Source organism: Synechococcus sp. RC10B2 (assembly GCF_047502635.1).
In genome coordinates this window covers 39,066-46,226 of sequence record NZ_JANSHO010000082.1, presented here as the reverse complement: position 1 = coordinate 46,226, position 7,161 = coordinate 39,066, and the positions used below count along the sequence as shown (strand labels likewise).

At 59.4% G+C, this 7,161-nt stretch carries 7 protein-coding genes and 1 other RNA gene; 5 read left to right on the top strand and 3 right to left on the bottom strand.

Annotated elements, in window-relative coordinates:
• Positions 1-157 precede the first annotated feature (157 nt).
• The 4 genes from NW855_RS13375 (at position 158) to NW855_RS13360 (ending at position 3,104) form a co-directional block, all read left to right on the top strand.
• Complete coding sequence (locus NW855_RS13375; protein WP_414508901.1) at positions 158-922, top strand: SDR family oxidoreductase; 765 nt, start codon at positions 158-160, stop codon at positions 920-922.
• A gap of 80 nt (positions 923-1,002) precedes the next feature.
• Positions 1,003-2,262: a sensor histidine kinase gene (locus tag NW855_RS13370; protein WP_011431152.1), complete on the top strand. Its 1,260-nt coding sequence runs from the start codon at positions 1,003-1,005 to the stop codon at positions 2,260-2,262.
• A gap of 150 nt (positions 2,263-2,412) precedes the next feature.
• Entirely contained in the window at positions 2,413-2,676 is a 264-nt protein-coding gene (locus NW855_RS13365; RefSeq protein ID WP_011431151.1) for a helix-turn-helix domain-containing protein, read from the top strand.
• A 212-nt stretch (positions 2,677-2,888) separates the two neighbouring features.
• Complete coding sequence (locus NW855_RS13360; RefSeq protein WP_071813563.1) at positions 2,889-3,104, top strand: hypothetical protein; 216 nt, start codon at positions 2,889-2,891, stop codon at positions 3,102-3,104.
• Between the two features lie 331 nt (positions 3,105-3,435).
• On the opposite strand, the gene NW855_RS13355 is transcribed toward NW855_RS13360, so the two are convergent.
• Positions 3,436-4,329 carry an acyl-CoA desaturase gene (locus NW855_RS13355; RefSeq protein ID WP_011431149.1) on the bottom strand — a complete coding sequence of 298 codons (894 nt, stop codon included), beginning with the start codon at positions 4,327-4,329 and terminating at the stop codon, positions 3,436-3,438.
• A gap of 319 nt (positions 4,330-4,648) precedes the next feature.
• On the opposite strand from NW855_RS13355, the gene NW855_RS13350 reads away from it, so the two are divergent.
• Positions 4,649-5,317 carry a TetR/AcrR family transcriptional regulator gene (locus NW855_RS13350; protein WP_099812859.1) on the top strand — a complete coding sequence of 223 codons (669 nt, stop codon included), beginning with the start codon at positions 4,649-4,651 and terminating at the stop codon, positions 5,315-5,317.
• A gap of 49 nt (positions 5,318-5,366) precedes the next feature.
• Here NW855_RS13350 and rnpB read toward each other — a convergent pair.
• An RNA gene (gene rnpB, locus NW855_RS13345) (RNase P RNA component class A) lies at positions 5,367-5,818 on the bottom strand.
• 132 nt (positions 5,819-5,950) lie between these two features.
• Complete coding sequence (gene lipA, locus NW855_RS13340; RefSeq protein WP_011431147.1) at positions 5,951-6,841, bottom strand: lipoyl synthase; 891 nt, start codon at positions 6,839-6,841, stop codon at positions 5,951-5,953.
• Positions 6,842-7,161 lie beyond the last annotated feature (320 nt).

Genomic DNA, 7,161 nt, shown 5'->3' with positions numbered 1-7,161 from the left:
TCTCGGAAGCTCCCGTCTACAGCCCGTCAGGGCTTAGCGGGAGAGGATGTCACTTGGATACGCTCTATGCCTGCGTTAAGCTGCTGGAATACTCTCTTCAGCCGGGGGCCCGTTCGAGTTGCGGATCCCCTTGGTAGCCCCTTAACTCTTGCGGACTATGCTTGAAAACGCCATTGTGCTCATCACCGGCGCCAGCAGCGGCATCGGGGCAGCCTGTGCCACGCTTTTTGCCCGTTCTGGAGCCAAGCTGATCCTGGTGGCCCGCCGTCAGGAGCGGCTACAGGAGCTGGCCGCGGAGTTGCAGCAGGCTTACGGTGCTTCCTCATACTTGCTGACTTTGGATGTGCGAGATAGGGCAGCCGTGCAGCAGGCGTTCCAGTCTTTGCCGCCGGCCTGGGCTGAAATCGACATTTTGATCAACAACGCCGGCCTCAGTCGCGGCTTGGACAAGCTCCACAGCGGGGCTGTGGAAGATTGGGAGGAGATGATCGATACCAACCTCAAGGGCTTGCTGTATGTTACCCGCGCCGTCTTGCCCGGCATGGTGGAGCGGGGCCGGGGCCATGTGGTCAACATCGGCTCCATTGCCGGTCGCCAGACCTACCCCGGCGGCGCCGTCTATTGCGCTTCCAAGGCCGCCGTGCGGGCCATCTCCGAGGGACTGAAGCTGGATCTGCTGGGCACCTCCATTCGCGTCACCGAGATCCAGCCCGGCTTGGTGGAAACCGAGTTCAGCCAAGTGCGCTTCCGCGGCGATCGCGAGCGGGCGGCAGCCGTCTACCGGGGCCTCACCCCCCTGACGGCGATGGATGTGGCCGAGGTGGTGCTGTTTGCCGTTACCCGTCCCCCCCACGTCAACCTGAGCGAAGTCTTGCTGCTGCCCACCGACCAGGCCAGCACGACGATGGTGCATCGTCGCTAGGGATGTGATGCCGTATCCGTCGTTGTTGGGTATTCACTCCCCCATGCCTGGGCGACAATGGCGGCAAAGGGGGTGGGCCCATGGGACTGGAAAGCGGGATCCTCATTGGGTTGGGCATCGGCCTACTCGGCACGCTGATTTTGCTCTGGCAGAGCCGGCGCCGCTTCGGCCGCCAATTGCAACAGTTGGGATCCCTGATGCACCTGGCCCTGCCTCTCAGCTCGCCTGAACAGATGCTCAGCCGGCTCAGCCACCACCTTCGCCAACAAGAACTGGAGTGGGCCCGCCAAAAACGATACCTACAGGACTGGCGGTATCTCAGCCACCACCTGCCCTGGGGATATCTGCGGGTAGACGAGAACAACGTGGTCTGGGAGTGTAACCCTGCCGCCCAGCGTCTGCTGCGCATCAGCCAGTGGCAGCCGGGCATCAAGCTCCTGCTGGAGTGGGTGCGCTCCTACGAGTTGGATCAGCTTATCGAAGCCACCCGCCGCCAGGAAGCTACCGCTCCCATCCAGAGCCGCGAGTGGATCTTCTACCCTTCCGGGGGCGAGGACAAACCGGTGCCGCTGCGGGCTTGGGGGCTGCCCCTGCCCCAGGCCCACGTGGCCATCTTCTTGGAAGACCGCCTAGAGGCAACTCTGCTGGCCCAACAACGGGATCGCTGGGCCTCGGATGTGGCCCACGAGCTGAAGACCCCCCTCACCTCGATTCGCCTGCTAGCGGAAACCCTGCACAGCCGCGTCGATGCCGCGCAAGCAGTTTGGGTGGAACGATTGCTGAACGAGACGCTGCGCCTCAGCCAGTTGGTGCAAGACTTGCTGGAACTGAGCGCCCTCAACCTGGGGGCCGCATCGCGATCCCAATGGCGCTGGGTGGATCTGGCAAGCTTGGTGCGCGAAGCCTGGCAGAGCCTGGAACCGCTGGCCAAGCCCCGCCAGCAGGAACTGGATCTAAGCGGCCCCTCCCAGCTCTATCTCTGGGGAGATGAACAGCGCCTCTACCGCCTCGTCCTTAACCTCTTGGACAACGCCATCAAATATGGCGGAACCGACTCCCCCATTCACGTGGCCCTGTCGGAACAGGAATCGCAAGTGCGGCTGGAGGTGTACGACCATGGCCCTGGCCTGCCGGAGGATCAATTTGAGCTGGTCTTTCAACCCTTTTACCGCACCGACGCGGCGCGGGCCCGCAGCAAAGGCGGCACCGGCCTGGGGCTGGCGATCGTGCGGCAAATCGTGGAACTACACGGGGGTACAATCCGTCTGCGCAATCACCCGCAAGCAGGTGGGCTGTGGGTGCAGGTGGAGCTGCCCCGGAAACACGCCGATGCCCTGTGAAAGCTGCCCAGAAGCGCTCCCATCAACATCACCAAGCCCTTCGACCTGAGAACTGCCCCAGATTTTCCTCCGGCGGGGCTATCCATGTTGGAGGGGATCCCCTAGAATTGGTCTAGGTAATCCTTACAGTTTGTACACTGGGCATTCGGAATGGGCGCAGACTATCATTCCGCTGATTTGTTGTCGGAGCGTGAGCTGCAGGTTCTCGAGTTAATCGCAGCGGGCCTGACCAATCAGGACATTGCAGAGCGCTTAGAGATTAGCAAGCGCACTGTTGACAATCACATCAGCAATATTCTGAGCAAGACGCGAACGTCAAATCGCGTCGCTTTGGTGCGCTGGGCCTTGCAATGGGGAAAAGTTTGCCTAGATCAGGTCAATTGCTGTACGTTGGCCAACGACAAAATTGCTTAGCCACATCTCGGAGACTCTCTCTGCCCCCTCTTTGTTTTGGCAGGCAATTAAATGCAGAGCAGGGCTTTTTTACCTCAAAAGTAGCGAGACATTCGCAAGATGTCATTGGCCGTTGTGGTGAAGCTGTTTGTTACCTGGATCCCTAGTTTCTCCTTTCCTTGCCTATCGTGAGCCTTGCTGAGTTGAAACGCTACGCTGTTCGTTATGATTCCATGCCCCTGATGGTTTATCGAGAGGTGGCTGCCCATCTGGCCTGCATTCCAGGGGTGGAAGCAGAGCTGGAATGCAGAAAAGACTCCATCTTTCGCTACTCCGATAGCCAAATCGAGGCGCTGCAAATTCGCCAAGAGGCCGACGCTGACCCAGAGCAAGTTCAGCGCGTTCTTGACCACTACGGGACATGGCAGTACAGCCCGTTACAGGACTAGCCCTCCTGCATTGCCGAAGAGGGATTACCGGAACGCCAGACCTTTGGGTTGTTTGGTGAGCACTACCACCTCCCCGCAGGGCGATACCGACCCACCTCCCAACTGGAACCGATAACTGGGCAGCCGCTCCAAACCAAGTCGAGACAGACCTTGAGCGCTCTGCGCCGCTAACGAGCTCGCGCTAGCGCATACAGGCCCCTCACCCTTAACCCCTCTCCCAAAAAAGGGAGAGGGATCCGCCGAGCAGCACAACGAACTGTCTTAGCAGGAATTGCCCGTACGACGGGGGTAACTCTGTCGATGGTTCTAGAAGCTCTGAGGCAGAGACTGTTTAGCGAGTTGGCTGACTTTGAGCAGGCAAGTGCAACTTACGAGCCAAACCCAGTCTTGCCAACACCCAAATGACCCAGTAGGTCATGTCAATTTCCCACCAGCGCAAACCTGCTTTCACGCACTTCGGGTCGGCGTGATGGTTGTTGTGCCAGCCTTCACCGTAGGTGAGGAGAGCCGCCCACCAAAGGTTACGGGCATTGTCGTCGCTCTCGAAAGTCCGGTAGCCCCAGAAGTGGCTGGCAGAGTTGATCAACCAGGTGCAGTGCAGCAGCAGCACTGTCCGCACGAAGATGCCGTAGATAACGAACGGCCAACCGCCGAGCAGGTAAAGCACTCCAGCCAGCGGCAGTTGCAGCAGCAGCCCATACTTGTCTAGCCAGCGATAAAAAGGATCCCGAGCCAAATCCGGCGCAAAGGCAGAATACTTCTCACGGTTAAAAAACTCTTCCCGTTGGTAAATGAGCCAGAGCATGTGGCTCCACCAAAAGCCCTTGCGAGCAGAGTAGGGATCCCGCTCTTCGTCTTCAGTAAAAGCGTGATGCTGACGATGGCCGGCCACCCAAAAGATCGGCCCCCCCTGGATGGCGAGAGCACCGAAGGTAGCAAAGACATATTCCAGCCACTTGGGCACTTGGAAGCTGCGATGGCTAAGCAGACGATGATACCCCAGGCAGATGCCCAAGCTGCCGAAGCACCAGTGAAGCAATAGGGCCACCCCCAAGGCTGGCCAGGAAAAGCAAACGATGCCGCCCACTAAAGCGAGGGCGTGAAAAACAACGAAAAAAAGAACAAATTCCCAGGCAAACCGAAAAGACTTTTGGGGCTCAGGCTGAGCTAGCGAAGCAAAACGGTTGGGATTGTCCAGCGATTGGGTGGGAAGGGAAACGGCCATGAACCAGCAAAACCTCAGAAAAGGAGTAAGGGCAGCGCAGGATCAAATACCTCCTCGCAAAGTTGCTTCTCATGCATAGGCCACCGCATCCCTGGCTTAGCTTACAACGAGCTCATGTCCCTGAAAGGCAAGCCGGGATCCCCAAAGGCCTGGCCAAGCAAGCTTCAGCAGTGAGAGCCGCTATGAGAGAGCAGAAAGGCAGCAGGTTTGATCTCGCCTGAGGCTAAGCTTAACGATATTTCACCTCAAATGCAAGTGCTGCTTGCAGATTGCCACTACCTTGAGCGCCTTCTCTTGACTCCTTACCCCATCACCTACCATGGCACGTCCTTCTTCCCGGCAAAGGCTGCTGAACGCGGCTCGAGACCTCTTCGTCCGCCAGGGCATCACTCAGACCACCACCCGTCAAATTGCAGACTTGGCCGGCGTTCATGAAGTAACCCTGTTTCGTCACTTTGGCAGCAAGCAGGGGCTGCTCCTGGCTGTATTTGCTGAGCTGGGAGTTTTCTCCGGCATTGCCGACTTACCCCTCCCAGCAGACCCCACTACCTTCCGGGGCTCTGAGCTACAAGCCATTCTCCTCCGCTATGTCCAAACCTGCTTCCAAGCTCTAGCTAATAACCCTGAGCTGGTGCGCTCGTTGGTGGGAGAAGCAGGCTTCTACTCCGAGGAGCATCGCCGCGCCTTGAGAGCAGGCTTCCTGCAGGCCCAAGAGCAGCTAGCCCACTACCTCCAGCAGCTCCCTAGCCCGGAGCTACAAGCCGTCGACTCTGGGTGCCTTCACGCAGCTGCTGGAGTTCTCCATCTGATGATTTTGGGGACGGCTGTATTAGCCGTTACCGCTGGCTTGCCTGCTGGCGACGGCGACCAGCCCTCCTCCGACCCAGCGGACAAGGGCACTTATGACAACAACAGCAGCACTCCCCCTCTCCTCTACGCCTGCGTAAAGCTGTGGATGGCAGCCTTGAGGGGCATGAAGGAAACCTAGTGCAAAAGACTCTCTCGGGGTTGGAAGGAGGCAATCCCAAAAAAAGAAGAAGAGATGAGGAGGTTGTAAGCCGGGTTCTGTAGTGGGGTGCTCCAAGGAGCAGCCCGCACTGGCGGTCATCTCTCTGGGAGTGATGTTGCCATCACCCTCTAGCGGCTCACCACCACCGAGACCACCCTCCCCCAACCGCTTGGCTGAGTACCGTGACCTCGGTGCAGCCGACAGGGGCGAAGAACAGCCATAGTCCTGCGGCTGCGGCCTTGCTTTCCACCGGGGTTTACCGAGCCAGCGCCTCACGACGCTGCTGGTGGGCTCTTACCCCACCTTTGCACCCTTACCTGTGCTGGGATCCCAGCCATCGGCGGTATGTTTCTGTGGCACTATCCTCGCGGTTTCCCGCACTGGGCTTTCCCCAGCGGTGTGTTCTTCTGAAAGCCCGGACTTTCCTCATCCTGCTGCCTGGTGGCGGCAGCGAGGACGCGACCGCCTGCCCCTCCTATCTCTTCATTTCAATCCTAGCGCATCCCCCCAGCGCAGAAAATCTCTCTGCGCCTAGGCTCCGCGTTGCTGGCCAGCCGGCCTGCAAAGCTGACCCCGCTGTTCCTGCTCCGCAGGGACTCCATCCCCCTAGGTCTACGTTCCTGGTCGAGGAAAGCGCTGCATCAGCTCTTGGACAGCCTCGGCATGGTAGGAGCTGCGGGTAAGCGGGGAGGACACCACCTGCAAAAAGCCCAACTCTTCCCCCACCTGTCGCCAGTGGTCAAACTCCTCTGGGGGCACGTAGCGCTCCACCGGCAGGTGTTTGGGGCTGGGAGGAAGGTATTGGCCAAGAGTGAGGATGTCGCAGCCTACCCGGCGTAGATCTTGCATTATCTGCAAAATCTCCTCGGCGGTCTCTCCCAAGCCCAGCATCACCCCCGACTTGGTGTAGAGGCCGGGATCCCATTGCCGCGCCAGTTCCAAAAGCCGCAGGGAACGCTCGTAGTTCCCCTGGGGGCGCACTCGCCGGTAGAGGCGGGGCACGGTTTCCGTGTTGTGGTTGAGCACCGTCGGGCGGGCGGCGAGAATTTGCTCCAAGGCCTGCCAGTTGCCGCACAGATCTGGGATCAAGACCTCGATGGTTGTCTGGGGCATGCGGCAGCGGATTTCGGTAATGCAAGCAACAAACTGGCTGGCTCCCCCATCGGGGAGGTCGTCCCGATTCACCGAGGTAATCACCGCATGGCGTAGCCCTAGCCGTTGCACCGCTGTGGCCACCCGCAGCGGCTCAGTGGGATCCAAAGGCGGAGGCCGTTTGGTGAAGTCGATATCGCAGTAGGGGCAGGCGCGGGTACAGGCCGGGCCCATGATTAAAAAGGTGGCGGTGCCGTTGGCAAAGCACTCCCCTAGGTTGGGACAGGAAGCCTCCTCGCAAACGGTATTCAGGCCCAAGTCCCGCAGCAGTTGCTGGACGGATCCGGCCCGCTGGGGGGCTTTGGCCCGCAGCCAGGGAGGTTTGCCGCTAGGCGAAGAAACAGCGCTCAATGAAACCCTCCAACCAGAAATGGCGGCAAGCGTATCTCTCAGCTTAGCCTGTCATTATTGCCCAGCCGAGACCGGGCTCGGTGGCCAAAGCCCGAAAAAGGATAGCTCAGTAGCCCCGCCCTTAAAGGCGAAGCAAACTTTAGCTGCTCGCCAATGGTATAGTTGTCACCGAGGCGTACCGTTCTCAGGCGAGCCCCTAGTCACGGTGAAAAACCCAACCGGTGGCAAGCGTCCGGGAAATGCCAACGTCTCAGCCAACCTGCCCAGACAAGCCAGCAGAACCTTGGGGCCTTGCCTCAAGGAACTGTCTAGAGGCATCT

Coding starts and splice junctions, on each gene's coding strand:
- NW855_RS13365 (WP_011431151.1), top strand. CDS start 2,413: ATGGGCGCAGACTATCATTCCGCTGATTTGTTGTCGGAGCGTGAGCTG.
- NW855_RS13375 (WP_414508901.1), top strand. CDS start 158: ATGCTTGAAAACGCCATTGTGCTCATCACCGGCGCCAGCAGCGGCATC.
- NW855_RS13355 (WP_011431149.1), bottom strand. CDS start 4,329: ATGGCCGTTTCCCTTCCCACCCAATCGCTGGACAATCCCAACCGTTTT.
- NW855_RS13350 (WP_099812859.1), top strand. CDS start 4,649: ATGGCACGTCCTTCTTCCCGGCAAAGGCTGCTGAACGCGGCTCGAGAC.
- NW855_RS13360 (WP_071813563.1), top strand. CDS start 2,889: ATGCCCCTGATGGTTTATCGAGAGGTGGCTGCCCATCTGGCCTGCATT.
- NW855_RS13370 (WP_011431152.1), top strand. CDS start 1,003: ATGGGACTGGAAAGCGGGATCCTCATTGGGTTGGGCATCGGCCTACTC.